At 63.6% G+C, this 25,310-nt stretch carries 24 protein-coding genes; 11 read left to right on the top strand and 13 right to left on the bottom strand.

Annotation, left to right across the window (positions count from 1 at the left end; genetic code table 11):
* Positions 1–52: 52 nt before the first annotated feature.
* The 7 genes from RTP54_RS02415 to RTP54_RS02445 all read right to left on the bottom strand — a co-directional run bounded on the left by RTP54_RS02415 (position 53) and on the right by RTP54_RS02445 (position 7,382).
* Positions 53–439, bottom strand: coding sequence for a hypothetical protein (locus RTP54_RS02415; protein WP_312360670.1), 387 nt, complete (start codon positions 437–439; stop codon positions 53–55).
* A 186-nt stretch (positions 440–625) separates the two neighbouring features.
* Entirely contained in the window at positions 626–1,030 is a 405-nt protein-coding gene (locus tag RTP54_RS02420) for a hypothetical protein (RefSeq protein WP_312360672.1), read from the bottom strand.
* Between the two features lie 24 nt (positions 1,031–1,054).
* Positions 1,055–1,612 carry an alpha/beta fold hydrolase gene (locus RTP54_RS02425; RefSeq protein WP_312360674.1) on the bottom strand — a complete coding sequence of 186 codons (558 nt, stop codon included), beginning with the start codon at positions 1,610–1,612 and terminating at the stop codon, positions 1,055–1,057.
* Positions 1,613–1,677: 65 nt separating this feature from the next.
* On the bottom strand, positions 1,678–3,894 hold the full coding sequence (locus tag RTP54_RS02430; RefSeq protein ID WP_112808984.1) for an FAD-dependent oxidoreductase: 2,217 nt from the start codon (positions 3,892–3,894) through the stop codon (positions 1,678–1,680).
* A gap of 11 nt (positions 3,895–3,905) precedes the next feature.
* Positions 3,906–4,319 (bottom strand): YbaY family lipoprotein, encoded by a 414-nt coding sequence (locus RTP54_RS02435; RefSeq protein WP_312360679.1) that lies wholly within the window; start codon positions 4,317–4,319, stop codon positions 3,906–3,908.
* 2 nt (positions 4,320–4,321) lie between these two features.
* Positions 4,322–5,530, bottom strand: coding sequence for an acetyl-CoA C-acetyltransferase (locus tag RTP54_RS02440; protein ID WP_312360680.1), 1,209 nt, complete (start codon positions 5,528–5,530; stop codon positions 4,322–4,324).
* A 55-nt stretch (positions 5,531–5,585) separates the two neighbouring features.
* On the bottom strand, positions 5,586–7,382 hold the full coding sequence (locus RTP54_RS02445; protein WP_312360681.1) for an acyl-CoA dehydrogenase C-terminal domain-containing protein: 1,797 nt from the start codon (positions 7,380–7,382) through the stop codon (positions 5,586–5,588).
* A gap of 434 nt (positions 7,383–7,816) precedes the next feature.
* On the opposite strand from RTP54_RS02445, the gene RTP54_RS02450 reads away from it, so the two are divergent.
* From RTP54_RS02450 to RTP54_RS02465, 4 genes are all read left to right on the top strand, one after another.
* The gene (locus RTP54_RS02450) at positions 7,817–11,632 is read left to right on the top strand and encodes a peptidoglycan-binding protein (RefSeq protein WP_312360683.1); all 3,816 of its coding nucleotides are present in this window, start codon (positions 7,817–7,819) and stop codon (positions 11,630–11,632) included.
* Positions 11,633–11,879: 247 nt separating this feature from the next.
* Complete coding sequence (locus RTP54_RS02455; RefSeq protein ID WP_112808979.1) at positions 11,880–12,806, top strand: sulfite exporter TauE/SafE family protein; 927 nt, start codon at positions 11,880–11,882, stop codon at positions 12,804–12,806.
* Positions 12,806–13,609 (top strand): TIGR02186 family protein, encoded by an 804-nt coding sequence (locus RTP54_RS02460; RefSeq protein ID WP_112808978.1) that lies wholly within the window; start codon positions 12,806–12,808, stop codon positions 13,607–13,609. Before RTP54_RS02455 ends, RTP54_RS02460 begins: the two co-directional genes overlap by 1 nt.
* An 80-nt stretch (positions 13,610–13,689) precedes the next feature.
* On the top strand, positions 13,690–13,926 hold the full coding sequence (locus RTP54_RS02465; protein ID WP_053248765.1) for an Lrp/AsnC ligand binding domain-containing protein: 237 nt from the start codon (positions 13,690–13,692) through the stop codon (positions 13,924–13,926).
* A 16-nt stretch (positions 13,927–13,942) separates the two neighbouring features.
* Here the strand turns inward: RTP54_RS02465 and pdeM are convergent, their stop codons facing one another.
* Both pdeM and RTP54_RS02475 read right to left on the bottom strand, forming a co-directional pair.
* Positions 13,943–14,671: a ligase-associated DNA damage response endonuclease PdeM gene (gene pdeM, locus RTP54_RS02470; RefSeq protein ID WP_312360690.1), complete on the bottom strand. Its 729-nt coding sequence runs from the start codon at positions 14,669–14,671 to the stop codon at positions 13,943–13,945.
* 46 nt (positions 14,672–14,717) lie between these two features.
* Positions 14,718–17,261: a ligase-associated DNA damage response DEXH box helicase gene (locus RTP54_RS02475; RefSeq protein WP_312360692.1), complete on the bottom strand. Its 2,544-nt coding sequence runs from the start codon at positions 17,259–17,261 to the stop codon at positions 14,718–14,720.
* A gap of 110 nt (positions 17,262–17,371) precedes the next feature.
* Between RTP54_RS02475 and RTP54_RS02480 the strand changes: the two genes are divergently transcribed.
* On the top strand, positions 17,372–17,875 hold the full coding sequence (locus tag RTP54_RS02480) for an Rrf2 family transcriptional regulator (protein ID WP_112832742.1): 504 nt from the start codon (positions 17,372–17,374) through the stop codon (positions 17,873–17,875).
* Between the two features lie 33 nt (positions 17,876–17,908).
* Positions 17,909–18,373, top strand: a complete 465-nt coding sequence (locus RTP54_RS02485) for a carboxymuconolactone decarboxylase family protein (protein ID WP_112808974.1) — start codon at positions 17,909–17,911, stop codon at positions 18,371–18,373.
* A gap of 80 nt (positions 18,374–18,453) precedes the next feature.
* Here RTP54_RS02485 and RTP54_RS02490 read toward each other — a convergent pair whose 3' ends face one another.
* A complete protein-coding gene (locus RTP54_RS02490) occupies positions 18,454–19,089 on the bottom strand; it encodes a YitT family protein (RefSeq protein WP_112809459.1) in 636 nt (211 codons plus the stop codon).
* Positions 19,090–19,196: 107 nt separating this feature from the next.
* Positions 19,197–20,135 carry a methyltransferase gene (locus RTP54_RS02495; RefSeq protein WP_312360696.1) on the bottom strand — a complete coding sequence of 313 codons (939 nt, stop codon included), beginning with the start codon at positions 20,133–20,135 and terminating at the stop codon, positions 19,197–19,199.
* A 153-nt stretch (positions 20,136–20,288) separates the two neighbouring features.
* On the opposite strand from RTP54_RS02495, the gene RTP54_RS02500 reads away from it, so the two are divergent.
* From RTP54_RS02500 to RTP54_RS02510, 3 genes are all read left to right on the top strand, one after another.
* Complete coding sequence (locus tag RTP54_RS02500; RefSeq protein ID WP_077502863.1) at positions 20,289–20,555, top strand: DUF6460 domain-containing protein; 267 nt, start codon at positions 20,289–20,291, stop codon at positions 20,553–20,555.
* A gap of 2 nt (positions 20,556–20,557) precedes the next feature.
* Positions 20,558–21,061 (top strand): CAP domain-containing protein, encoded by a 504-nt coding sequence (locus RTP54_RS02505; RefSeq protein WP_312360700.1) that lies wholly within the window; start codon positions 20,558–20,560, stop codon positions 21,059–21,061.
* Positions 21,062–21,259: 198 nt separating this feature from the next.
* A complete protein-coding gene (locus tag RTP54_RS02510) occupies positions 21,260–22,618 on the top strand; it encodes an MATE family efflux transporter (RefSeq protein ID WP_312360702.1) in 1,359 nt (452 codons plus the stop codon).
* Here RTP54_RS02510 and RTP54_RS02515 read toward each other — a convergent pair.
* Positions 22,594–23,682, bottom strand: coding sequence for a quinone-dependent dihydroorotate dehydrogenase (locus tag RTP54_RS02515; protein ID WP_312360705.1), 1,089 nt, complete (start codon positions 23,680–23,682; stop codon positions 22,594–22,596). The genes RTP54_RS02510 and RTP54_RS02515 overlap by 25 nt on opposite strands.
* Positions 23,679–24,026 (bottom strand): DUF952 domain-containing protein, encoded by a 348-nt coding sequence (locus RTP54_RS02520; RefSeq protein ID WP_112808970.1) that lies wholly within the window; start codon positions 24,024–24,026, stop codon positions 23,679–23,681. Before RTP54_RS02520 ends, RTP54_RS02515 begins: the two co-directional genes overlap by 4 nt.
* A 122-nt stretch (positions 24,027–24,148) precedes the next feature.
* On the opposite strand from RTP54_RS02520, the gene RTP54_RS02525 reads away from it, so the two are divergent.
* Positions 24,149–24,568 (top strand): hypothetical protein, encoded by a 420-nt coding sequence (locus RTP54_RS02525; protein ID WP_312360707.1) that lies wholly within the window; start codon positions 24,149–24,151, stop codon positions 24,566–24,568.
* Positions 24,569–24,645: 77 nt separating this feature from the next.
* Complete coding sequence (locus tag RTP54_RS02530; protein WP_112808968.1) at positions 24,646–25,296, top strand: response regulator; 651 nt, start codon at positions 24,646–24,648, stop codon at positions 25,294–25,296.
* Positions 25,297–25,310: the final 14 nt, after the last annotated feature.

The raw sequence follows: 25,310 nt of genomic DNA on the forward strand, positions 1-25,310 counted from the left end.
AGCCTTTCAACCACTTTTGGGACACGGGCTCATGCCAGGACGTTGGAACCCGTCACAAGGCAATTGCCGTGAAGATCGCGACAATCAAAAGAGCGACCCAGCCCGGATGACGGCCGTTGGTTGCGAAAAGCACGAGAAGCGCGGCGAGAAAGTTGGAGATCGAGATCGCGGCAAGTGCGACGGTTTGGTGCGACGAACCAGAATCGGAGTTTGCCCCGATGCAGAACAAGACCGCCGCAAGAGCAAATTCGAGTATGCTCGCAAGATGCCACGTGGCCCACAGGATACGAACATGCCGCTCGCGCAACGGCGGCGGTGCAATTTTCGGAATAATTCCTCCAGAGCGCAGGCGGCGAAAGATCAATATTTCGCCCATGATCGAATGAACCAGTCCGGTCAACACAGCGACGGCGCCAGCGGCGATTAGCCAATACTGCATTTCAATTCTCCGTCAGGCTTGGTGGTAAATACATTCGCGTCGGCTAGCGCTCCCTGCGGTCATGCGACCGCAAGCGCGCCCCAACATCTTGAAAATGAAGGCATCGCGATTTTTCGCCGATCTGTCTCGGGTATGAGGAGTTGCGCGGCGACAATTCTTATCTGGAAGGAGCTTGGAGCAAAATTTCTAGTTCGATTCCGCCAACCGTGTCACCAAACCGGCCACGGCATCGACGACGATCTGAGGCTGTTCTATCTGCACGTAGTGTCCTGCATCGGGCAGAATCTGCGGCGTGACCTTGAACTGTTGGCCAAGCCGGCGCTGCCCCTCCTGCCAGAATGCGCGCATTTCGTCCGTATCCCAACCGGGAGGAAAATCGCGATTCCGGTCGGTACCTATGACCGAAACCGGAAAATTGGGATTGGCGTTGGCAGCCAACGCATCCGCCAATGCCTGATCCACACCCACGAATTCGTCGCGCAATGCACGAAACGCCTTGGGGCGCACCCCGTTTGCATTCGCGGACGCCCGCTCGCCGGCCGGCAGCCGTTCAACGATGATTGATGCCGGCGTTCCGGCGAGCCTCAACACGCCAAACCGGCTGGCTGCAGCCGCTCACCCGGTCAGCCGATCCATGTCGGACTTGTATCGCTCAAGAGTAGCCGGGGCCATCGACTGATACTGATGCCGCTCGACCGAGTCCAGGAGCGCCATCGCGGCAACTTCGGTCGGGTAATGCTGCGCATAGATTTGCGCCAGAAGCCCCCCGAGCGAATGACCGACGACAATGCGGGGAGACCCGACCCCCGCTTCGTTCAATGCGGTGCGCATATCCTCGATTGCAGCCATTCCGATACGCGGCGCGCCCGCTTCTTCAGACCAGCCATAGCCTGCCCTATCGAAGCTGCATGTCCGGTGCGTCCGCGAAAGCAGCGGCTGGACGGCCGAACAATCCTGCGACCATCCGCCAAGTCCGGAGATGAGGATGAGCGGGACGGGGCCGTCGCCGGTGCAGTGGACGTGCATCCGATATCCGCCGGCATCGACCAGCAGCCCTGGCGACGGATATCGCGAAGAATCCCGACGCTCCAATGCAAGCTCGGCGGTCAGGCCGACGCACAACGCCAGCCCGACCAGCCCACCGAGCGCGGTCGCGTATTTAAGCCAACCCATTCCCCTGTCCCCTCAGTGCTGCGGCGCTGACACGGTGATCGAACAGCGAATGGGCTGTTGCTTGCTTACGCCGCCTGCTTCTTCTCCCCATAGGGGTCGAAGCGGCCGTAGAAGGTCTCGCCGCGTTCGGCCATTTCCTTCAGCAGCGCCGTCGGCTTGAAGTGGCTGCCATAGTCCTTGGCGAGCTTCTCGCACATCTTGACGAAGGCCTTGGCGCCCATGCCGTCGATGTAGGAGAGCGTGCCGCCGGTGTAGGGGGCAAAGCCGAAGCCGAGGATCGAGCCGACGTCGGCTTCCCGCGGGTCGGTGACGATGCCCTCTTCCATGGTGCGTGCCGCTTCGAGTGCGATCGTTGCGAGGAACCGCTGCTTCAGCACCTCGACATCGATCTTGTCGGCATTCTTCTGCGGATACAGCGTCTTCAACTCCGGCCACAGATACTTCTTCGCCGGCTTTGCCGGATACTCGTAGAAGCCCTTGCCGTTCTTGCGGCCACGGCGGTCGAGGTCGTCGACCATCCTGTTGATCAGCGCCATGTGCTTGGGATCGACGGCCTTTTCGCCGAGATCCGCGACGGTGGCCTTCAGGATCTTCTGGCTGAGGTCGATCGCGACTTCGTCGTTGAGCGACAAGGGCCCGACCGGCATGCCGGCCATCTTGGCGGCATTTTCGATCATCGCCGGCGGCACGCCCTCGATCAGCATGTCATAGGCTTCGTGGATGTAGCGGAAGACGCAGCGGTTGACGTAGAAGCCGCGCGTGTCGTTGACGACGATCGGCGTCTTCTTGATCGCGGCGACATAGTCGAGTGCGGTGGCAAGCGCCTTGTCGCCGCTCTCCTTGCCGAGGATCACTTCCGTCAGCATCATCTTTTCGACCGGCGAGAAGAAGTGGATGCCGATGAACTGTCCGGGGCGCTTGGAGTTCTTGGCAAGGCCGGTGATCGGCAGTGTCGAGGTGTTGGAGGCAAAGATCGTGTCTTCGCCGATCACGGCTTCCACCTTCTCGATCACGTCCTTCTTGACCTGGCGGTCTTCGAAAACGGCTTCGACGACGAGGCCGACGTCCTTCAGGTCGTTGTAGTCGGCAGACGGCGTGATGCGGGCAAGCAGCGCTTCGCCTTCTTCCTTGGTCAGGCGGCCCTTGCCGACGGAATCCTTGACCAGGCCTTCCGAGTGCGCCTTGCCCTTTGTCGCCGCTTCCATGTCGCGGTCGATCAGCGTCACGGCGATGCCGGCAGCAGCCGTCACATAGGCGATCGAGGCGCCCATGAAGCCGGCGCCGACGACGCCCACATGCTTGAACTCCGACTTCGGCACGCCGGCCGGGCGACGCGCGCCCTTGCCGAGCTCCTGCATCGAGACGAACAGCGAGCGGATCATCGAGAAGGCTTCGGTCGTCTGCAGGATCTCGGTGAAGTAGCGCTGTTCGATCTTCAGCGCCGTGTCGAACGGCACCTGCAGGCCTTCGTAGACGCATTTGAGAATTGCGATGGCGCCGGGATAGTTACCTTGCGTCTCGCGGCGCAGGATGCCGGAAGCGGCCGGCCAGAGCTGGGCGGATGCCGGTGTCCAGATGCCGCCGCCCGGAACCTTGTAGCCCTTTTCGTCCCAGGGCTGCACCGGCTTTAGGCCGTTCTTGATCATCGCCTTGGCGGCGTCGACCAGCTTGTCGGCGTCGACGACTTCATGCACGAGGCCCATCGCCTTCGCGCGGGCTGCCGTCAGCGACGAGCCTGTCGTCATCATCTGCAGCGCGTCCTGCGCATTGGTGAGCCGCGGTACGCGCTGGGTGCCGCCGGCGCCCGGGAAAATGCCGACCTTGACTTCAGGCAGCGCGATCTTGACCGACTTGGAATTGGAGGCCACGCGGCCATGGCAGGCGAGCGAAAGCTCGAAGGCGCCGCCCATGCAGGTGCCATTGATCGCCGAGACCCACGGCTTGCCGCAGGTTTCGAGCTTGCGGAACAGGCCGGTCATGCGACCGACGAGGTCGAAGAGCTTCTGGGCGGCATTGGCCGGATCCTTCTGCTTTTCTTCCTGTTGGAAGGTGAACATCGACTTGATCATCGAGAGGTCCGCGCCGCCGGAGAAGGACGACTTGCCCGACGTGAAGACGACGCCCTTGACGGCGGCATCGGCTGTCGTCGCGTCGACGATGGCGTTCAGCTCTTCCATCACCTCCTGGGTGAAGACGTTCATCGATTTCTCGGGCATGTCCCAGGTGACAAGGGCAATGCCGTCTGCATCGGTCTCGATCTTGAAATTGGTGTACTTCGTCATGGTTCTCCCCCTCAGTAGAGAATGGGTTCGATGCGCAGCGAGATGTCAGATCCGCGGCTGTAACGTTGTTTGGTGGTGTTGATGGCGATCAGCCTGCCGTCACGCTCGACGCGGACGGAGAAGCCGGCATCGACAGCCTTGTCGAGTTCCGGCTTCGGCACCTGCAGCACGAAAGGCACGCGGGTTGCCTTGCCGTCGCTCGACACGGATGTCTCCGCGATCAGCTTGGCGGCCACGTCCATCACGCCCTGCTCCTCGAGCCGGACGGTGACGGTACCGGCCGGAACCGGGCCGTTGGCGACATTGGTGATCGTACCGGTCAACGTGAAGCTGTCGCCGCCTTCCTCCTCGTCGGAGACGCAAGCCGAGACTGCAAGCAGTCCCAGACCCATCAGCCCCAGAAGCGTTCGGCGGGTCGCATCCATCGTCAGACCCTTTCGATGATCGTGGCGGTGCCCATGCCGGCGCCGATGCACAGCGTCACCAGCGCGGTGTTGAGATCGCGCCGTTCCAGCTCGTCGAGCACGGTGCCGAGGATCATCGCGCCGGTCGCGCCGAGCGGATGGCCCATGGCGATCGCGCCGCCATTGACGTTGATCTTGTCGTGCGGGATGTCGAAGGCCTGCATGTAGCGAAGGACGACCGCGGCAAAGGCCTCGTTGAGCTCGAAGAGGTCGATGTCGGAGAGCTTCATCTCCGCGCGCTTCAGCAGCTTTTCGGTGACGTCGACCGGGCCGGTCAGCATCAGCGCCGGGTCGGAGCCGATATTGGCGAAGGCGCGGATGCGGGCGCGGGGCTTGAGGCCCATGCTCTCGCCGCCGGCCTTGGAGCCGAGCAGCACGGCTGCCGCGCCATCGACGATGCCCGAGGAGTTGCCGGCGTGGTGCACGTAGTTGATCTTTTCGATCTCCGGGTGTGCCTGGATGCCGACGGCTTCGAAACCGCCCATCTCGCCCGGCATCTGGAACGATGGGTTGAGCGAGGCGAGCGCCTGCATGTCGGTGCCGGGGCGCATGTGCTCGTCACGGTCGAGGATGGTCAGGCCATTCTGGTCCTTGAACGGCACGACCGACTTCTTGAAGTAGCCCTTTTCCCAGGAAAGTGCCGCGCGCTTCTGGCTCTCGACGGCATAGGCGTCGACGTCGTCGCGGCTGAAACCGTATTTGGTGGCGATCAGGTCGGCCGAAACGCCCTGTGGCATGAAGAAGGCCGGCAGGTTGACCGACGGATCCATGAACCAGGCGCCGCCCGACATGCCGAGGCCGACGCGCGACATCGATTCAACGCCGCCTGCAATCACGATGTCGTCGGCGCCCTGGGCGATCTTGGCTGCGCCAAAGTTGACGGCGTCGAGGCCGGAGGCGCAGAAGCGCGAGATCTGCATGCCGGGGGCGCGGGTGGAATAGCCTGCCTCGAAGGCGGCTGCCTTCGGGATCACGGCGCCGGCATCCATCACCGGATCAACGCAGCCCATGATGATGTCGTCGACGGTCGACGTGTCTAGGCCGTTGCGGTCGCGCACGGCCTCCAGCATTTTCGCTGCCAGGCGGACGGACGGCACTTCGTGCAGCGATCCGTCCTTCTTGCCACGGCCGCGCGGCGTGCGCACGTGGTCGTAAACGAAGACTTTCGTCATGTCTCATCTCCCTTTCGGCAGCACCATCAGATGCTGCCCGTCAAACAGTTTGAAATCAGAACGCGGCCGCGTCGAGTGCCATCACCGTATCGGCGCCGGTCTCGATGCGGGCCTTGCGCAGTGCCGTTTCCGGCAGGATCCTTTCCATGAAGAAGGTCGCGGTGATCAGCTTGTTCTTCAGATAGTCTGCGCGCGCGGTTTCGCCAGAGGCGAGTTTTTCCTCTGCCGTCTTGGCGATCTTCGCCCACATGTAGCCGAGCACGACCAGGCCGAAAAGGTGCATGTAGTCGGTCGAACCTGCACCAGCATTGTCGGGCTTGGCCATGGCGTTCTGCATGAACCACATGGTCGACGCCTGCAGGTCGTTCAGGCCCTTCTTCAGCGCCTTGGTATAGGTGGAGAGCTTCTCGTTGCCGCGGTTTTCCTCGCAGAAATCACCGATTTCCTTGAACAGCGCCATGACGGCGCGACCGCCGTTCAGGCCCAGCTTGCGGCCGACGAGATCCAGCGCCTGGATGCCGTTGGCGCCTTCGTAGATCATGGCGATGCGGGCATCGCGGACATACTGGCTCATGCCATGCTCTTCGATGTAGCCGTGGCCGCCGAACATCTGCTGCGCCATGACCGCGTGGTCGAAGCCCTTGTCGGTCAGGACGCCCTTGAGGATCGGCGTCATCAGTCCGAGGATATCGTCGGCCGCCTGGCGGTCGGCCTCGTTGTCGGAGCGGTGCGCAATATCGGATTTGAGCGCGGTCCAGAGCGTAAAGGCACGGCCGGCCTCGTTGAAGGCGCGGATCGTCATCAGCGTGCGACGCACATCCGGATGCACGATGATCGGGTCGGCCTTCTTGTCCGGCGCCTTCGGGCCGGAAAGCGAGCGGCCCTGGATGCGGTCGCGGGCATAGTTGGCAGCGTTCTGGTAAGCGGTTTCGGCGATCGACAGGCCCTGGAGGCCGACGCCGAGGCGGGCTTCGTTCATCATCACGAACATCGCGTTGAGGCCCTTGTTCTCCGTGCCGATGAGATAGCCCTCTGCCTCGTCATAGTTCATGACGCAGGTCGAGTTGCCGTGGATGCCCATCTTGTGCTCGATGGCGCCGCAGGACACGCCGTTGCGCTCACCCGGTTCACCGGCACCATCAAGCTTGAACTTCGGCACGATGAACAGCGAGATGCCCTTCACGCCTTCCGGCGCGCCCTCGATACGGGCGAGCACCAGGTGGATGATGTTTTCCGACATGTCGTGTTCGCCGGCGGAGATGAAGATCTTCTGGCCGGAAATCTTGTAGCTGCCATTGCCATTCGGAACGGCCTTGCTGCGCAGGAGCCCGAGGTCGGTGCCACAATGCGGCTCCGTCAGGTTCATCGTCCCGGTCCAGGTGCCGTCCACCATCTTCGGCAGGTAGGCCTGCTTCAGCTCGTCCGAGCCGTGCACCAGGATTGCTGCGATCGCGCCCTGGGTGAGACCCGGATACATCGTCAGCGCCATGTTGGCCGAAGACATGTATTCACCGACGGCGGTGTGCAACGTGTAGGGCAGGCCCTGGCCGCCGAATTCCTCTGGCACCGAAAGCCCGAGCCAGCCGCCTTCGCGGTAGAGATCGAAAGCCTGCTTGAAACCCTTGGGCACGCTGACCGAGCCGTCGTCGCGCCGCTTGCAGCCTTCCTGGTCACCGGAAAGGTTGACCGGGAAAAGCACTTCTTCGGCAAGCTTGGCCGCTTCGCCGATGATCGCTTCGATCATGTCGGGCGTCGCGTCGGCAAAGCCGGGCAGGTTGTTGTATCGCTCGATGCCGAGCACGTCGTTCAGGATGAAGAGCGTATCGTCGACCGGTGCCTTGTAGGTGGGCATTCTTTCCTCGCCTTTTTCGCTTTCGGATCGTCGCCTCCACGCGGCAGACATCCGGTTGCAACATGCCGAATGCGCCGCCCACTGAGGGCGGTCTCGCATCGTTGGCAGGATGCTACAAAATTTTGACGTTTGCGTAAACGTCAAAAATAGCACCACTCGAAGTTTCAGTTTTTCGTTGGATGGTCGGAAGAATTTGCCGCCGCGTCGCACTCTGCGGGGTCGTTCCTGCCAAATCGTTAAATAATTTCGCGGCGGTTAACGGCTTGTTTACCACGTTTAAGGAAAGGTGCGTGTTGAGATGGTCAAAGCTGCAACCGGTCCGGTCCTCGCATTGTTGTAGCTCTGCCCAAGTCGGAAGTGCCGCAGGGGCGAAGGAAAACGTTTCCTTCCGTGGCGACTTTCGAGATGGCCGACGGACAGGGGCGAAGAGCACAATGAATGGATCGCGATCAAATCCTCAGCGCGCTGGCACCCAGAGCTATGGCGAGCGACCCTCGCTTGACGCCCTGAACCGCACGATCGAGGGCCTGGAGGCTCGGATCGAAGGGTTGATGAACAGCGCAAGCCGCGAACAGCCGGCTCGCCCGGTCGAGCGTGAGCGCATACCCCTGCGTGACACCCAGTCGCCCCGCGACATCCAGTCCCCGCGCGATGCCGTCTCCGAAATCATGCAGCGCCAGCGCACGCTCAACGCCGCGCGCGAGCGCCCGCCTTTGAGAGATCGCCTGCCGCAGCGCGAGCCGGAACGCCTGACCCAGCGTGAGCCGGAGCGCTATGTCGACGACGTAAGGCCTCAGCCCGTCCGCGCGCCCGTCGCCCGCCCGGCGGCTGCCGTCAACGATATCGCCGAGGCGCTCGTCGGCTTGCGCCAGGATCTCAAGCGCGACATCACCGACGGCCTTACCCGCGAGATGAATTCCCTGCGCGCCGAAATTCGCGGCATCAAGGCGCAGGCCGAGGATCACAGCTTCGCCGAGGACGTGCGTGGCGACATGCAGCGCCTTGCCGACAGCATCCAGCAGCTCGGCCGCCAGGCCTCGCCGGCCCAGGCAGATGCGCTACGTGGCGATTTCGACGATCTGCGCACGATGATCGACGGCCTGGCCCGCGAGGACAGCGTGCGCCGGATGGAAAGCCGCTGGAACGGCGTCGAGGATCGGCTGATCGCCTTCGATCAGAACCGTGACGACGAACTGGTGGCACTTGCCTACCGGCTCGACGAAATCAAGTCGCAGATCGGAACGCTCGGCAACAGCTCTGCCGTCGAGGTTCTCGAAGACAAGATGATTGCCGTTGCCCAGGCAATCGAGATGCTCGGCCGCCAGATACAGCCCGACGACCGGCGCCTCGTATCGCAGTTTGCCGATCTGGATGCGCGTCTCGACGAGATCAGCCGGGCGATCGCCGCCAATAGCCGCACCGCCAGCAGCGCGGACAGTGGGTTTACCAATCGCCTTGAGAGCCGCCTCGGCGATCTCTCGCGCCAGATCGACGGTCTTTCCCGGCCTGTAGACACCGGTCTTGGAGCCCGTCTGGAGGCGTTGGCTGCCCGCGTCGAGGACCTTGCCAGCGAGAAGGCGGCCGCCGGTCTCGAAGAGCGCCTCGATCAGCTTTCGCTGATGATGGAGCGCAGCCACCGCAACGCCCAGCCGGATCTGACAGGCTACCTCAACGACATTTCCCGCAAGATCGAGGCCCTCGACCAGGGCAGCGTCAACGATGCGCTGGCCGAACGGCTCGACTATCTTGCCCGCCGCATCGATGACCTCGACACGCTGAGCGCGCAGCCGGTCGCCGATCCGCGTTTCGACCGTCTCGAAGACCGTCTCGCCGGTATCGCGCAGCGGCTGGAAGAAACTTACGCGGCGCCTTTCGACGACCGCGCCGCGCTGCACAATCTCGAAGCGCAGATCGCCAATCTGTCGACCCTCGTCAGCCAGCCGCGCGTCGAGGCTGTTGCGGCCATGCCGGTCGAATTCGAGAACCGCATGAACGCGCTCGAAGATTATTTCGCCACCAGCGACGAGTATATCGTCGAGGCTGCCCGCCAGGCGGCCGAAGCGGTGATGGAGGCCTATTCCAAGCGCGGCATGCCGCAGGCAACGGGGGGTGGCGATCTCGCCGCAATTTCCGCCCTGGCTGACGACCTGCGCACGCTCGAGGATCTCAGCCGCTCCAGCGAGGAGCGCACCGCACGCACCTTCGAAGCGCTGCACGAAACCCTCGTTCACATCGCCGAGAAGCTCGAGCGCATCGAGGGACGCGAGCCTGCGATGGCCCCGGCCCGTTACGAGGCACCGGTCGCGCGCGAAATGCCTGTCATGCCCAAGGCGATGCAGCCGGAATTCAACGATCCCTTCACGGGCGCCGATCTCGACGACCGCTACCAGGATCTGCAGCGCAACGTTCGCGCCCTGCAGGCCGAAGACGACGGCGTCATTGCCGCCGCCACCGCCTCGGCCCACGCGACTGCCTTTGCCGGCGACGAAAGCCAGGTCTCGACCATCGAGCCCGATGGCGGCCGCGAACAGCCGGCTTCCGCGCCGCGCACCGGCCTGCTCGCTGGCCTGACACGACGCTTTTCATCCAAGCGCGCCGACCCGGCACCTGAGCCGGCCCGTCAGCTTGTCGAGCCTGCTCCGTCCATCGATCCTTCGGAGATGCTGGCGCCGGAAGAGGCCAACCAGTTGCTCGAGCCCGGCTCCGGCGTTCCCGACGTCAAGAAGATCCTGGAGCGCGTGCGCGCCGGCCAGATGAACCGCGGCGGCAAGCAACCCGTCGACGGCGACAAGTCCGACTTCATTGCCGCCGCCCGTCGGGCAGCGCAGCTGGCGGTCGAGGAAGCCGATACGCTCAACAAGACCAAGGACGGCAGCAGCGCCGGCGGCGTCGGCGGTGCCTTCGCACGCCATCGCCGTCCGATCCTCATGGCAGTCGGCGCCGTGCTTCTGGCGATCATGTCCTATCCGCTCGTCGGTACCATGCTGAAGGGCAGTGAAGCGCCGGCGACCGAGCCGGTCGCGATCATCGAACAGAATGCAGCCCCCGTGCTCGATCAGCCGTCTGTCGCCACGCCGGCGGCAACGGAAGTCGCTGGCAATCAGGCGCCTGCGGCCGCTGCGGTTGCGACACAAACTCCGATCGAGGCGTTGCCGCCACTTCCAGGCGCGGCACTCGATGAGGTAGAGCAGCCGCAAGGCGCCGTCGAGACGCCAGCCGTCGCGACCCCGCTTGCAGACGCATCCGCATCGACCACGGTGGCCAATGAAGCGCAGGCTCCGCTGCTTCAGCCGGTGCCGGAGGTCAAGCAGCCGACCGCCGCTTCCAGCTTCCAGTCTGCCCCGGCCAACACCGCCCAGGCTGGCACCTTCGCTCCGATCGCGAAGCCCGCCGACGTCGTGTTGCCGGAAGGATTTGGACCGGTTGCGCTGGTGACGGCGGCAAAGGGCGGCGATCCGCTCGCCTTCTACGAGATCGGAGCACGCTTTACCGAAGGGCGCGGCGTCAAGGAAGATCTGGCCGAAGCCGCAAAATGGTATCAGCGCGCCGCTGACGCCGGTGTCGTACCGGCCGATTATCGCCTTGCCAGCATGTATGAAAAAGGCTCGGGCCTTGCGCGCGACGCCGCCAAGGCGAAGGCGCTCTATCTGAAGGCTGCCGGGCAGGGCAATGCCAGCGCCATGCACAATCTTGCCGTGATGCTGGCGAGCGGTCGTGACGGCGTTCCGGATTTCGCGGAAGCGACCAAGTGGTTCGCCAAGGCGGCCGAACTCGGCATCCGCGACAGTCAGTTCAACCTGGCGGTTCTCTATGCCCGCGGCAATGGCGTGTCGCAGGATCTGGAAGCCTCCTACAAGTGGTTCGCAGCCGCTGCCCGTGAGGGTGACACGGACGCCGCCGCCAAGCGCGACGAGGTCGCCAAGGCGATGAAGCCCGATCAGCTCGCAAGCGCAAAGGCCAAGGCCGACGCCTGGAAGCCGCAGCCGGTCGATGCCAGGGCCAATTCGGTCGACGTACCGGATGCCTGGGTCGGCCCTGCCAACAAGACCGCTTCGATCGACATGGGCAAGGCCATCCGCAACATCCAGGCCATACTCAACAACAACGGCTTCGATGCAGGCAAGCCGGATGGCCAGATGGGCAAGAAGACGGTTGCCGCGATCAAGGCTTTCCAGACATCCGTCGGCCAGGAACCGACCGGTGAAATCACCGACCAGCTGGTGAAGGAATTGCTCAAGCGCAATTCCTGATCCGGCAGGCCGAATGCCGCAATAAAGCCGCAGAACCGGGTGACACGGTTCGCGGAGACGAAGCTGTCTGCCATGTAGCTGAAAAGGTTGACAGCTCCGGTTCAGGAGCGCATGACGGAAGCCTATGCCACCTCGCCTTCGGGAGGGGTGTCGGCTTTCTTAAGATAATCCCCCTTGTGTGGTGAATAGCTTGCCACTGTAACGTTTTCGCCCGCGCTGCGGGCCGTTGGCATATCGAGGTCCCGGCGTGTCGATTTATCTGCCCATCGCAGAGTTGTCGGTGAACATACTCATCATCCTCGGCATGGGTGCGGCCGTCGGTTTTCTTTCCGGCATGTTCGGCGTCGGCGGCGGGTTCCTGATCACGCCGCTATTGATCTTCTACAACATTCCGCCCGTGGTCGCGGTTGCGACCGGCGCCAACCAGGTGGTCGCATCCTCGATATCGGGCGCCATCACCCACTTCCGGCGCGGTACGATCGATGTGAAGCTCGGCACGGTGCTTTTGTGTGGCGGCCTCGTCGGCGCGACGGTCGGCGTCTGGCTGTTCTCGCTCCTGCGCCGGGTCGGCCAGCTCGACCTGGTCATTTCGTTGCTCTACGTCGTGCTGCTCGGTTCGGTCGGCAGCCTGATGCTCTGGGAAAGCCTGCGCGCCATGCGCAAGGCGGCCAAGAACCAGGCGACGCCCCTGCGCCGTCCCGGCCAGCACAACTGGGTTCACCGGCTGCCGCTGAAGATGCGGTTCAAGAAGTCGAAGATCTATCTGAGCGTCATTCCGGTTGCCGGCCTCGGCTTCTGCATCGGCGTGCTGACCTCGGTCATGGGTGTCGGCGGCGGCTTCATCATGGTCCCGGCGATGATCTACCTCTTGCGCATCCCGACCAATGTCGTCGTCGGAACCTCGCTGTTCCAGATCATTTTCGTCTCGGCCTACACCGTCATCGTCCAGGCCTCGACAAACTATACCGTCGACATCGTGCTCGCCTTCGTCTTGATGATCGCAGGCGTCATCGGCGCGCAATATGGCGTGCGCGTCGGCCAGAAGCTGCGCGGCGAACAATTGCGCGCGCTGCTGGCGCTGCTCGTTCTTGCCGTAGGCATCCGTCTGGCGATCGAACTCGTCATTCCGCCGAAGGACGTCTACTCCGTCGTGTCAGCCGGGTTCGGCTTCTGATGGCTCACTTCGTCACCATCGCCTTCGCCGCCCTGTCGCTGGCCTTCACCGCTCCGGCTTTCGCCCAGCTGCAGGACGAAAATGCCAACGACTTCACCGAAAAGCTGGAGATCGGAATCTCGACCGACGAGATCGCCATCACCTCGGATTTCCGCGGCGCTGACCTGACGATCTTCGGTGCGGTCGACGGCTTCGACCCCAGTCTCCTGGCGCAGGGCAAATACAATATCATCGTGTCGCTCGAGGGCCCGAAGGACAATGCGACCGTGCGCAAGAAGGAGCGCGTCTTCGGCATCTGGGTGAACACCAGCTCCATGACCTTCGAGCTGGTGCCGGAATCCTATTCGCTGTCGAGCACGCGCGACATCGAGACGATCGCGCCTCCGGGCGAAATGGGCAATATGGGCATCGGCGTCGACCACATGCGGCTGGTGCCGCTCGGCTTCGTCGGCGACGGCAGCAACCTCGGCGAGTTCCGCAACGCCTTCCGCCGCATCCGCGAGACCAGCGGCGTCTACGAGCGCGATCCGGGCGGCGTGCAGTTCATCAGCTCCAGCCTGTTCAAGGCCTCGGTGCGGCTGCCGGCCAACGTGCCGAACGGGGTGCATGTGGTACGCGCCTATCTCTTCCGCGACGGCACTTTCGTTGCCGCCAAGGCGCTGCCGCTGCGCGTGGTCAAGACCGGCCTCGAGCAGGTGATCACCCAGACGGCGCACGAACAGCCGCTGTTCTACGGCTTCTTTGCGGTGCTGCTGGCCGTCATCACCGGCTGGGGCGCAAGCCTGCTCTTCCGCAAGGAATAGTCCTTGGCGGAGCCGGGCGACGTTCCCTTTTTCAAGCCAGGCGACTAAAGAAGGCGCAAGCCAGAAACAGAGGAAACGCCATGAAGCCGATTTTCGTCCAGTTGCAGTGCGCTCCCGGCAAGACCTACGAGGTTGCCGACGAGATCTACCGCAAGGAGATCGTGTCGGAAATGTATTCCACGAGCGGCGACTACGACCTGCTGCTGAAGATCTACATCGAGGAAGGTCAGGACATCGGCAAGTTCATCAACGATAACATTGCCACCGTCCCCGGCATCTCCCGCTCCCTGACGACACTGACCTTCAACGCGTTCTGAACCGCCGGCCGGTCTGTCAGCCGATGAGGTTGGTGAAGCGGACCGAATAGATCCGGTCGCGGCCGAGCATGTGGGCGACCAGCCTGGCGCGGTCGAAAAGTCCGGTCATCGCCCGGTGGCGAAGATCGAGGCCGCCGGTGGTAACGCCGAAGGCGGGCATCAGCAGGCGCTTTCCATCCGTGGCGAAACAGGCCCGCCGCACCGACTTCTCCCGGCGCACGACGGTAGCCGCCGGATGCAGGTGGCCGGCGATTTCACCGGAAGCCTCGCCCCGTGACGGCTCATGGCGGAAGGTAAGGCCCGCGTGGCGGAATTCGTCCAGCGAGATGCCAGGCAGGCCGCAGGCACCGTCCGGATCGTGGTTGCCGTTGATCCAGACCCATTCCCGCCCCATCGCCATCGCTGCGATCATGTGCCGGAAGGTGTCCGGCATGGCCGCCGAGCCGACCCGGTCATGGAAAGTGTCGCCCAGGCTGATCACGAGCCTCGGATCATGGCGGGTTATCGCCGCTTCGAGCACGCGCAGGGTGGCAAGCGTGTCGTAGGGCGGAAGCATCATTCCGCGCCGGGCGAAGGCCGACCCCTTTTCCAGATGCAGGTCGGACACGACGAGCGTTCTCGTCTCGGGCAGAAAGAGACTGCCCAGCGGGTCGCAGATCGCTTCGACCCCGTGGACGATGGCGCGCGCGGAAACCACGGTCGTATTGTCTGTCGAAGCCGATAATGCGTGGGCGAGCCTGTGCATGCCTTTTGTCACTGTCCTTGGTCTGTTCGCGAGCGCACGGAATATCCTATAGCGGCTCGGCGCCCATCGCCTCGTTGATCAGGTCGTCGGCAGCCTCCGACAGCAGGAAGTCCTGCGCCTCGCCCTGAACCGCCTCCTTGCCGATTTCCAGCATCACGGGCACGGCCAGCGGCGAAATCCGGTCGAGCCGGCGATGGGTGATGTGGCCCTTGATTCGCTTCAGCATATCCCCGAGACGGCCGATGTCCAAAAGTCCTGAGGCCGCATCGTTGCGCGTTGCCTCGAGCAGCAGATGGTCCGGCTCGTGCGCGCGCAATACGTCGTAAATGAGGTCGGCCGAAACGGTCACCTGCCGGCCGCTCTTTTCCTTGCCGGGGTGCCGCTGGTCGATCAGCCCGGCAATCACGGCGCAGTTGCGGAACGTCCGCTTGAGGAGAAAGGACTCGTTCAGCCACGCTTCCAGGTCGTCGCCGAGCATGTCCTCGTCGAAGAGGTCGGCAAGCGCCTTCCGCTGCAATTGGAACGTCGCGCCGAGATCGTCCAGCGCCCAGACCGCGAGCGAATAATCCGTGGCCACGAAACCGAGCGGTTTCAGCCCGGCGCGGTCGAGCCGACGGGTGAGCAGCATGCCGAGCGTCTGGTGCGCCAGCCGCCCCTCGAAGGCGTAGATCACCATGTAGTGCCGGCTGCCACGCGGAAAGGTCTCGATCAGTAGCTCGTCCTCGCGCGGCAGCATCGAGACGTCGTTTTGCAGCGACAGCCAGTCGCGCACCTGTTCGGGCAGGCTCGCGCGCCTCGCCGGGTCGGCCAACATCTTGCGCACCTGTTCGGCCAGATAGGTCGACAGCGGAAACTTGCCGCCGGCATAACTCGGCACTTTCGGATCGAAGGAAAACGCCTGGCTGACGAGACATTCGTTTTCGCGAATGCCTTCGAACCGAAGCACCTTGCCGGAAAACAGGAACGTGTCGCCCTGTGAGAGCATTTCGAGGAAGTATTCCTCGACCTTGCCGAGCGACATGCCGCCGCGGCCGAGCGAACCGCGCTGGTTACGCTTGACCAAACGCACGTTCAGCATCGGCGATTCGACGATGGTGCCGACATTGAGCCGATACTGCTGCGCGACCAGCGGATTGGAGACCCGATAGAGACCCTCCTTGGTCTTGCGAATGCGGGCATAGCGCTCATAGGTCTTCAGCGCATAGCCGCCGGTCGCGACGAAATCGATGACGCGCTCGAAGGTTTCCCAGGAAAGCGTGGTATAGGGTGAGGCGCTGGTGATCTCCTCGTAAAGCGACAGCGGGTCGAAAGGGGCAGCGCAGGCCATGCCGAGCACATGCTGGGCCAGCACATCGAGCGCACCCTTGCCGACCGGTGGCGTGTCCTGCGCGCCGATGTAATTGGCGTCGAGCGCTGCCTGGCACTCCATCACCTCGAAGCGGTTGGCCGGCACCAGGATCGCCTTCGACGGCTCGTCCATGCGGTGATTGGCGCGACCGATGCGCTGGGCAAGCCGGCTTGCCCCCTTCGGCGCGCCGACATGGACGACGAGGTCGACGTCACCCCAGTCGATGCCAAGGTCGAGCGTCGAGGTGGCGACAACAGCGCGCAGCCGGTTCTCCGACATTGCCGCCTCGACCTTGCGCCTCTGGGCGACATCGAGCGAGCCGTGGTGAAGGGCGATCGGCAGGTTGTCGTCGTTGATGGTCCACAGTTCCTGGAACAGAAGCTCCGCCTGGCTGCGGGTGTTGACGAAGAGCAGAGTGGTGCCGTGCGCCTTGATGGCCGTGTAGACGTCGGCGATGGCATAGCGCGCCGAATGTCCGGCCCAGGGAACGCGCTCGTCGGTGCGCAGTATGGTGATTTCGGGCCTCGCCCCGCCCTTGACGGTCACGAGGCCGGCGTGGGCTTCCGCGTCGGGCGCCTGCGGCGCCAGCCAGCGCTGCAGGTCCATCGGGTCGGCGACGGTGGCCGACAGGCCGATCGTCTGCAGTGAGGGTGCCAGACGGCGAAGCCGGGCAAGCCCCAGCGACAGCAGGTGGCCACGCTTCGAGGTGACCAGCGAATGCAGCTCGTCGAAGACGACGTAGCGCAAATCCCTGAAGAAGCGTTCGGCCTCGCCATTGGCCAGCAGCAGTGCCAATTGCTCCGGCGTCGTCAGCAGGATGTCGGGCGGGTTGAGCTTCTGGCGCTGGCGCTTGCCTTGTGGTGTGTCGCCGGTGCGGTTTTCGACACGCACCGGCAAGCCCATCTCGTCGACCGGCTTCATCAGATTGCGCTCGATATCGACCGCAAGCGCCTTCAGCGGCGAGAGATAGAGCGTGTGAATGCCCCTGAAGGCCGAGCCCGGCGGGATCTTGCCGCGGCGCGTGAGGTCGACGAGGGAGGGCAGAAAGCCGGCGAGCGTCTTGCCGGCTCCGGTCGGCGCGATCAGAAGCGTGCTTTCGCCGGCCTCCGCCCGCGCCAGCAGTTCCAGCTGGTGGGCGCGCGGCTGCCAGCCCTTTTCGCCGAACCAGCGAAGAAAGGGGGCGGGCAAGGTCAGCGCATCGCCTTGCGGGCACGGGGAATCGATCCTGTTCACGGAGAACAAAGGTAGATCAAATCCGGCAAAAGAGAAGTCCGCCGCGCCAGCGATCTCTGCCCGATTGACTTTCGACCTAATCATGGATAAAAGATGTCCATGATTAGGGAGGCAGGCGAATGAAACTCGGTGATGGTGTCGAGCAGGCGATCCACAGCGTGACGATGCTGAGCTGTCTTCAGCCCGGCAGCACGCTGTCGGCCGCCGCGCTTGCCGAATTTCACGGGGTTTCGACCAGCTATCTCCTCAAACACTTGCAGGCCATGTCCGGGGCAGGGCTGCTGGAAGCGGTGCCTGGCCCCAGGGGCGGCTATCGCCTCGCCCGCCTGCCGGCAAAGATCTCTCTGCTCGATATCGTGCTTGCGGTCGAAGGGCCGGAGCCGGCGTTTCGCTGCAACGAGATCCGCCTGCGCGGTCCCAACCCCTATGCCTGCAAGCCGAAGGCGCCGTGCACGATCAATGTCGCGATGCTGCGGGCAGAGCAGGCCTACCGGGCCGAGCTTCGGCGCGTCACCATTGCCGACATCCTGAAAGATCTGAGCGCCCTCGACGACGGCAGCATCGCGGCGCGAACCAACACATTCCTGGCGGTCAACGAACGCAAGTCCGCCGCCGGCGCCTGAAACAACGATCCCCACCCACCGAAGGAGAAGACCATGCATCCGCGTTTGAACTTCGTCAAAGCCGCCCCCGACGCCTACAAGGCGGCTGCCGCCTTCGACAGCTACATCATCAAGGAATCGGGCCTCGAGCCGCGCCTGATCCACCTGATCAAGCTGCGCGCATCGCAGATCAACGGCTGCGCCTATTGCATCGACATGCATGTGAAGGAGGCGCGCCACACGGGCCTCAGCGAGCAATGGATCCATCTGATCTGCGCCTGGCGGGAATCTCCGATCTATGACGCCCGCGAACGCGCGGTGCTCGCCTGGACCGAAGCCCTCACCAACCTTGCCCAGACCGGCGCGCCCGATGCGGACTTCGAGCCGTTGCGGGAGCATTTCGACGAGGCCGAGATCACCAAGATCACCATGGCGATCGGCGTCATCAATGTCTGGAACCGCGTCGCCGTCGGCCTGCGCTCGCAGCATCCGGTCGACGCGCCGGCAAAGGCCGCCTGAGACCCTATGCCATCGAACGACGACAAAGCCCCGGACGCGATTTCCGGGGCTTTGTCGTTTTAACGTTTCGGACGTTTGATTTAGAGCGCGATGTAACGGTCGGCGCGGTGGTTGATGGCGACGAACAGGTTGAGCACGACCGCGCCGAGAACCGACCAGGCGACGACGGACGGGCTGGTGACGCCGAAGGCGGCGACCAGAACCACCATGTCGATCGCCAGCTGCACCAGGCCGGCGCGAATGCCGAAGCGCTCCTGCAGGTAGATGCCGAGAATGCCGACGCCGCCGAGGCTGGCGCGGTGGCGGTAGAGTGCGAGCAGGCCGTAGCCGAGAAGCAGACCGCCGAGAAGCGCCGCCCATGCCGGGTGGATGTCGCCGATCTGGAACAGCCGCGACTGGATGTCGGTCAGGAACGAGGTTACGCCGATGGCGATGAAGGTCTTGACCGTGAAAGCCGGTCCGAGCCGTTTCCACGAAAGATAGAAGAACGGCAGGTTGAGCAGGAAGAAGGCGAGGCCGAAGTTCACGCCGGTCGCATAATGCAAGAGGAAGGCGACACCGGCGGTGCTGCCGGTCAGCAGGCCGGCGCTTGCCAGGAAATAAAGGCCAAGCGCTGCGATCAGGCTGCCGGAGAAGATGCCTTGCAGGTCCTCGATCGGCGTATGCCGGGTCGGGCTGGTGTTCCAAAGACCGAAAACGCTGCTGCTTAGAGCCATGGCAAAAACCTCGATTGCGATGGCCAAGCAATGCTGCAACGCACAAAAACAATCAAGGAAAATATGTCAGCAATGCTGACGTATTTTTGCGAACCAGCCCTGCGTTTTTAACGAGGCTTGCGGGCGAGAAACAGGATGCCCGTGATCGGCTGCCCGGCATCCATACGGATGACGGTGCGCTCCACGGCCACCATATCCAGGCCGTGGGAAACGAGAAGATCGCGCACATAGGCTTCGCTATGGGCGTAGCGCAGCGACGGTCGCAGCACGAAGCCGTCCACCGTGCCGGCATCCTCCACCGAAAAGGCAAACAGACCGTGACCGGATAGCAATTCGACGACGATCCGGGCGACGCTGTCGAGACTGCCGAGATACATCAAGACGTCGGCGGCACTGACGAGGTCGGCGCGTGCCGCTGCAAAGTTGCCGAAGACATCGGATTGTTGAGGGGGCAGCGACAGGTCGGCACGGGCCAGCCTGTCATAGACGGCCTTCGTCTCGGCCTTCGCCAGCATGTTGCCGGAAATGTCGAAACCCTCGAGAAAGCTGGCCCGCGCGCGGATCCGCTCGCCGAAGAGGCCGGTGCCGCACCCAAGATCGACCACATGCTCGAAATGCGCGCCTGCCGTTGCGCCTTCGATGAGGGCTGCGAGCTTTTCCGGCACGCTGTAATCGAGCTTCTCGACCAGGGCATGATCGAAGCGGTCGGCGTAGTCGTCGAACAGCCGCTCGACATAGAGGCTCGGCGGCTGCTCCGGCATCCCGGTGGCGCCGAGCAGCGCCAGTTTCAGCCCTGCTCCGAAAATGTCGCTCGGGTTGAGGACCAAGGTTTTGCGCAACGCATCGATCGCCGCCTCTTTCCGGCCCGATTTTTCCTCATAGTCCGCCAGCCGGAACCAGCCGGCAGCCCACTGCGGGACGCGCTCGAGCGCTTGCGCCATGAGATCGGCCGCGCTCTCAGGCTCGCCGGCCTCGGCAAGCATCTTTGCGTAGTCGGCGCGGCGGTCGGCGATCAGGTCGCCGGAGGAGAGCTGGTTGAGCGTCATCAATGTGAGATGTTGGTTGCGATCAGCGCTTCTGACGCCGGGCTGGACAAAACACAAGCGGAATCTGAAGGCCGGGCCGATGCCCGTCACTTCCGGTGACTTGCGAGGGTGCGAATGGCAGCTTATGTGAAGGGAAACAGGAGTATCTCGCCGATGTCGGACGGAGTGAACAGATTTTTGGGGGATTCGCCGCTGCGCGTCCTCGTCAAGCTCGTCGTGGTGTCGATCCTCGTCGGCTTCGTGATGACCGTCTTCGGCTGGTACCCCGCCGACATCTATTTTGGCATCCGCAACTTCCTGCTCGACCTCTGGCACACCGGCTTTTCGGCTCTTGGTCGCGTCGGCGACTATCTGCTTTTAGGCGCTGCGATCGTCATCCCGGCCTTCATCATCCTGCGTGTCATGAGCTACCGGCGGTGAGCGTGAACGATCAGCTTTTCGTCATCGAGCGCCGTACGCTTCTGCGCGCCGGCGCCGTATTGTCGCTGGCAGCACTTGCCGGCTGCACCACATCCAACGTCTTGACGCCCGCAACCGGCACCGGCAGCGACCAGACCGCGGCCAGCCTCGGCTACGTCAATGCGCTGCGCAAGGGCAAGGGCCTGTCGCCGCTCGTGGCCGACAGGGCGGCCTCCAAGGCGGCCATGACCCAGGCCACCAGGATGGCCAAGGTCGGCAAGATGCAGCACCTGATCGGCTGGAACGACAGCTTTTACAACAGGATGAAGAGCGACGGCGTCACCTTGCCGGCTGCCGAAAACATCGCCGTCGGCCAGGACGATGCCGAACGCGCCTACCTTGCCTGGTACCGATCGCCGAAGCACCTGGAAAACATGCTGGGCAATTATCGCGGCCTCGGCGTCGCCGTGGCTCAGAACGCCGCTTCCGGTAACCGTCCCTATTGGGCCATGGTGCTGGCGGGCTGATCCCGCCGGTCATTCTGTTTGCGGCTTCTGCGGTACCGATCTGCGTTCCCTCGCCCGTCTGCGGGTAGAGTGGTAGGGGGAAGGGGCTCTTTGCGCCCTCGGCATGTTGTTGAAAGCTGCAGCGCTTGCGACACCTTGCGCCCGCCCATGATCTTTCCCTAAAACGGTTCCGCCCACCCACCACGCCGGAACCGCTCGATGATTGCCGCTCCTCCCGCTTCGCCGCGCGACCCCTCCGGCCCTTTCGAGGTCACGCACCGGGTGATCCTTGCGATCGCCCTGCCGATGACGCTCGGGTTTCTGACGACGCCGTTGCTCGGCCTCGTCGATACGGCGGTTGTCGGTCGCATGGGGCAGGCGACGTTGCTCGCCGGGCTTGCGGTCGGCGCTATCATGTTCGACCTGATCTTCACCAGCTTCAATTTCCTGCGCGCCGCCACCACCGGTCTCGTGGCGCAGGCCTATGGCCGCGGTGACCGGCGCGAACAGCAGGCCGTGTTCTGGCGCTCGCTGGTCATCGCGCTTGCGGCTGGTGTCGCCGTCGTCGCGCTGTCGCCGCTTCTGCTTGCCGGCGGTCTATGGCTGATGGATCCGCCGGCGGATGTCGAAGCCGTCACCCGTACCTATTTTCTCTGTCGCATCCTGTCCTCACCCGCAGCCCTTGCCAATTATGCCATCCTGGGCTTCGTGCTCGGGCGCGGTCATGGCAAGCTCGGGCTCCTGCTGCAGGTGTTGATCAACGGGGTCAACATCGTGCTGTCGATCCTGCTCGGGCTGGTGATGGGCTGGGGGGTCGTCGGCGTTGCGACCGCGACGGTCACCGGTGAAATCGTGGGCGCTCTCGTTGGATTTGCCATCGTCTATGGTCGTTTCGACAGGCAGGACGCGCCAAGCTGGGCGATGATTTTCGATCGCGAACGGTTGAGGCCGCTCTTCGCCCTCAACCGTGACATCCTGATCCGCTCGTTCGTGCTCGTCGCCGCCTTCGCGCTGATGACGCGCATCGGCACGGCGTTCGGCCCGGTGACGCTGGCAGCCAATGCGGTGCTGATGACCGTTTTCCTCGTCGCCGGCTACTATCTCGATGGCCTTGCCAACGCGGCGGAGCAATTGATCGGCCGGTCGATCGGTGCGCGCTACCGTCCGGCCTTCGATCGGGCGCTGAAGCTGACGATGGCCTGGTCGCTCGGTCTTGCCGTCTTCACGACCATAGCGCTCTTCTTCTTCGGCCACGGGCTCGTCGATCTCCTGACGACGGCACCAGATGTCCGCGCCGTCGCCTACGAGTATCTGCCCTGGGCGGCGTTGACGGCGACGACAGGCGCGCTCGCCTTCCTGATGGACGGGGTCTTCATCGGCGCCACGTGGTCGCGCGAGATGCGCAACATGATGCTGGCAGCGCTTGCCGGATACGTGGCTGCGCTCGCGATCCTCGTGCCCGCCCTCGGCAATCACGGCCTGTGGGCGGGGCTCAACCTGTTCCTCCTGATGCGTGGCCTGTTCCTGCTCGCCAGAATTCCGGCGAAGGCCGGTCAGACCTTTCGCGCCGCCCAGTAGTCGAGGCGGGTATCGCGAAGATCGCGGATCGATGTCAGGCCTTCGCGATCGCAGAGTTCGGAAAGGCCGCGCACGATCCGCCCGGCAAGAGCCGGCCCCTCGTAGACCATGCAGGAATAGAGCTGTACCAGGTCGGCGCCGGCGCGGATCTTCTCCGCAGCCGTCTCCGCCGAACTGACGCCGCCGACGCCGATGATCGGCAGATCGGCACCGACGCGCTTGCGCATCCGGGCGAGTACGGCGGTCGATTTTTCAAACAGCGGCTTGCCGGAAAGGCCGCCTGATTCCTTTGCCTGTTTCTGGTCTTTCAGACCTTCGCGCGAGAGCGTGGTGTTGGAGACGATCAGGCCGTCGAGATTCTGGGCAAGCACTTCGGCGGCGATATCGTCCATGCCTTCCTCGGTCAGATCGGGGGCGATCTTGAGGAACACCGGTACGCGCCTGTTGCTGCGCTCCGCTTCCTCGTCGCGCGCTGCAAGCACGGCCGAGAGCAGCGCCGAGAGGCTCTCGCGTGCCTGCAGGTCGCGCAGGCCTGGCGTGTTCGGCGAGGAGATGTTGGCCGTGAAATACCGGGCGACGGCATAGAAGGTGTGAATGCCGCTGACATAGTCGCCGATCCGGTCGGTGCTGTCCTTGTTGGCGCCGATATTGACGCCGATCAGCGCATCGCGCGAGCAGGCCTTGAGCCGCGCGAGTGCTGCGCCGTGGCCCTCGTTGTTGAAGCCGAGGCGATTGATCACCGCTTCGTCTTCCACCAGGCGGAAGATGCGCGGCTTGTCGTTGCCAGATTGCGGGCGCGGCGTCACGGTGCCGATTTCGGTAAAGCCGAAACCGATCTTCAGCAGCGCTTCCGGCACTTCCGCGTTCTTGTCGTAGCCGGCCGCCATGCCGATCGGGTTGGGGAAGGCAAGACCGGCGACCGTTTGAGCAAGACGCCTGTCCTGCCCGGTCGGACAGCTGGGCACCAGGCCGGTCTTCAGCGCCTTGATCGACAGGCCGTGGGCGGCCTCCGGGTCGAAAAGGAAAAGGCCGCGACGGGCGATGTTGGCGAAAGGATTGTTCATGCGTCGAGTTCCGGGAAGACGTGAAGGCCGTCTGCGCCAAGCGGCAACGGCTTTTCCCAATGCACGGCCGACAGGAACAGCGGTGCGTAGAGATGCGGGAAGAGGGCGCCACCGCGCGACGGCTCGTAAACGAGCTCTTCGCCAAGCGCATCGCCATCGACCGCGACCAGCAGCAGGCCTTCCTGGCCTTCAAAGTAAAGAGCTGCGGTCTTCTTGACCTGTTCGCCGGTCGAAAAATGGATGTAGCCGTCGGCAAGATCGATGGGCGCGCCATCGAAGCGGCCGGTGCGCTGGGCCTCCTGCCATAGTGCGGCCGGAACGATCTTGTATATGATTGAGCTCATGATGCCCGCTTGTCCGTCGTGATAACCTGTCGTGGCCTTGCCGCAAATATCGGCGATTGTCCATTGCTGAAGGTGGTTCGCCGATGGAATTCCGCCCGCATGTCCGCAATGGAGACGAAGTCATGAGAAAAGCAGTAACAGTCGCGGCGCTCGGCGCCGCCATCGGGCTTGCAGGCGTTGCGCGCGCCCAGGAGCCGGCGCCGGGCCGCTACGCCATGCAGAAGTCCGATAGTGGCATCGCCCGTCTCGACACCCAGACCGGCGAAGTCTCGCTTTGCCAGGAGAAGGACGGCCAGCTCGTCTGCCGCATGGCCGCCGACGAGCGCACGGCCTTCGAGCTGGAACTGGATCTCCTGACCAAGCGTGTGGAAACGCTCGAAAAGGTTGTCGAATCCGGTGGAGCCGCCGCAAAACGGGACCTTCCGACCGACGAAGAGATTGACCGGACAATGGGCATCATGGAAAGAATGATGCGCAAGTTCATGGATATCGTGAAGGATCTTGAAGGCAGCAGCGATGGAGCGTCGCCGCAGAAGACCTGACAGGTCGGACGGACCGTGCGGCTAAAGCAGGCGTGTGGAGACGCCGGCTGTAGCCGGAGCTCTTGGGAGGGAGCGACATGACGCCGGACATGACCATCATCATCGCAGACGATCACCCGCTGTTCAGAGGCGCAATGCGGCAGGCATTGAGCGGCATGGCCGGTGCACCAGATATCGTCGAGGCCGGCGACTTTGCCGCTGCCCGCAAGGCCGCGGCCGATTGTCCCGACGCCGACCTGATGCTGCTTGACCTCACCATGCCGGGCGTCAGCGGATTGTCGGGCCTGATCGCGCTTCGCGCCGAATTTCCGAGCCTGCCGGTCATGGTCGTGTCCGCACATGACGATCCCGCGACGATCCACCGGGCGCTCGATCTCGGCGCCTCCGGCTTCCTGTCGAAATCGGCGGGCATCGAGGAAATCCGCAACGGCATCGAAAAGGTGATGGCCGGCGAAGTCTTCGTACCCGCCGGCTATACGCAGGGGCAGGATTATGAGCCTGAGGTCGCCGATCTCCTGCAGCGCCTGCAGACCCTGACGCCGCAGCAGTCGCGCGTCTTGAGCATGCTCGGCGAGGGCCTGCTCAACAAGCAGATCGCCTACGAGCTCGGCGTGTCCGAGGCGACCATCAAGGCGCATGTGTCGGCGATCCTGCTGAAGCTCAATGTCGACAGCCGCACGCAGGCCGTGATCCAGCTTTCGAAGATCGGCACTGTCGCCGCGGCTTGAGACCGCGCGCGACG

It is taken from the genome of Ensifer sp. (assembly GCF_031989085.1).
GTDB lineage: Bacteria > Pseudomonadota > Alphaproteobacteria > Rhizobiales > Rhizobiaceae > Ensifer.

What these genes read in the sequence shown, in the direction of transcription:
- RTP54_RS02415 (WP_312360670.1), bottom strand. Translation starts at nt 439, where the DNA reads ATGCAGTATTGGCTAATCGCCGCTGGCGCCGTCGCTGTGTTGACCGGA.
- RTP54_RS02425 (WP_312360674.1), bottom strand. Translation starts at nt 1,612, where the DNA reads ATGGGTTGGCTTAAATACGCGACCGCGCTCGGTGGGCTGGTCGGGCTG.
- RTP54_RS02430 (WP_112808984.1), bottom strand. Translation starts at nt 3,894, where the DNA reads ATGACGAAGTACACCAATTTCAAGATCGAGACCGATGCAGACGGCATT.
- RTP54_RS02435 (WP_312360679.1), bottom strand. Translation starts at nt 4,319, where the DNA reads ATGGATGCGACCCGCCGAACGCTTCTGGGGCTGATGGGTCTGGGACTG.
- RTP54_RS02440 (WP_312360680.1), bottom strand. Translation starts at nt 5,530, where the DNA reads ATGACGAAAGTCTTCGTTTACGACCACGTGCGCACGCCGCGCGGCCGT.
- RTP54_RS02445 (WP_312360681.1), bottom strand. Translation starts at nt 7,382, where the DNA reads ATGCCCACCTACAAGGCACCGGTCGACGATACGCTCTTCATCCTGAAC.
- RTP54_RS02450 (WP_312360683.1), top strand. Translation starts at nt 7,817, where the DNA reads ATGAATGGATCGCGATCAAATCCTCAGCGCGCTGGCACCCAGAGCTAT.
- RTP54_RS02460 (WP_112808978.1), top strand. Translation starts at nt 12,806, where the DNA reads ATGGCTCACTTCGTCACCATCGCCTTCGCCGCCCTGTCGCTGGCCTTC.
- RTP54_RS02465 (WP_053248765.1), top strand. Translation starts at nt 13,690, where the DNA reads ATGAAGCCGATTTTCGTCCAGTTGCAGTGCGCTCCCGGCAAGACCTAC.
- pdeM (WP_312360690.1), bottom strand. Translation starts at nt 14,671, where the DNA reads ATGCACAGGCTCGCCCACGCATTATCGGCTTCGACAGACAATACGACC.
- RTP54_RS02480 (WP_112832742.1), top strand. Translation starts at nt 17,372, where the DNA reads ATGAAACTCGGTGATGGTGTCGAGCAGGCGATCCACAGCGTGACGATG.
- RTP54_RS02485 (WP_112808974.1), top strand. Translation starts at nt 17,909, where the DNA reads ATGCATCCGCGTTTGAACTTCGTCAAAGCCGCCCCCGACGCCTACAAG.
- RTP54_RS02490 (WP_112809459.1), bottom strand. Translation starts at nt 19,089, where the DNA reads ATGGCTCTAAGCAGCAGCGTTTTCGGTCTTTGGAACACCAGCCCGACC.
- RTP54_RS02495 (WP_312360696.1), bottom strand. Translation starts at nt 20,135, where the DNA reads ATGACGCTCAACCAGCTCTCCTCCGGCGACCTGATCGCCGACCGCCGC.
- RTP54_RS02500 (WP_077502863.1), top strand. Translation starts at nt 20,289, where the DNA reads ATGTCGGACGGAGTGAACAGATTTTTGGGGGATTCGCCGCTGCGCGTC.
- RTP54_RS02510 (WP_312360702.1), top strand. Translation starts at nt 21,260, where the DNA reads ATGATTGCCGCTCCTCCCGCTTCGCCGCGCGACCCCTCCGGCCCTTTC.
- RTP54_RS02515 (WP_312360705.1), bottom strand. Translation starts at nt 23,682, where the DNA reads ATGAACAATCCTTTCGCCAACATCGCCCGTCGCGGCCTTTTCCTTTTC.
- RTP54_RS02520 (WP_112808970.1), bottom strand. Translation starts at nt 24,026, where the DNA reads ATGAGCTCAATCATATACAAGATCGTTCCGGCCGCACTATGGCAGGAG.
- RTP54_RS02525 (WP_312360707.1), top strand. Translation starts at nt 24,149, where the DNA reads ATGAGAAAAGCAGTAACAGTCGCGGCGCTCGGCGCCGCCATCGGGCTT.
- RTP54_RS02530 (WP_112808968.1), top strand. Translation starts at nt 24,646, where the DNA reads ATGACGCCGGACATGACCATCATCATCGCAGACGATCACCCGCTGTTC.